Raw genomic sequence first — 255 nt, 5'->3', positions numbered from 1 at the left:
AAACAGTATCAACCAGTAAAAAACCCCGTAAACAGCATTCGCCTGAATTTCGCAGTGAAGCCCTGAAGCTTGCTGAACGCATCGGTGTTACTGCCGCAGCCCGTGAACTCAGCCTGTATGAATCACAACTCTACAACTGGCGCAGTAAACAGCAAAATCAGCAGACGTCTTCTGAACGTGAACTGGAGATGTCTACCGAGATTGCACGTCTCAAACGCCAGCTGGCAGAACGGGATGAAGAGCTGGCTATCCTCC

Annotated in this window: 1 protein-coding gene; it reads left to right on the top strand. The window is 50.2% G+C overall.

The window, feature by feature from the left end; translation table 11 throughout:
* On the top strand, positions 1–255 hold a 255-nt coding region (locus E0D98_RS26675; RefSeq protein WP_063183510.1), incomplete at both ends, for a transposase.

Origin of the sequence: Escherichia sp. KCJ4928, assembly GCF_004352695.1 — a bacterium.
Lineage (GTDB): Bacteria > Pseudomonadota > Gammaproteobacteria > Enterobacterales > Enterobacteriaceae > ECMA0423.
The sequence above is the reverse complement of the archived record's forward strand: the minus strand, read 5'-3'. Positions and strand labels throughout refer to the sequence as shown.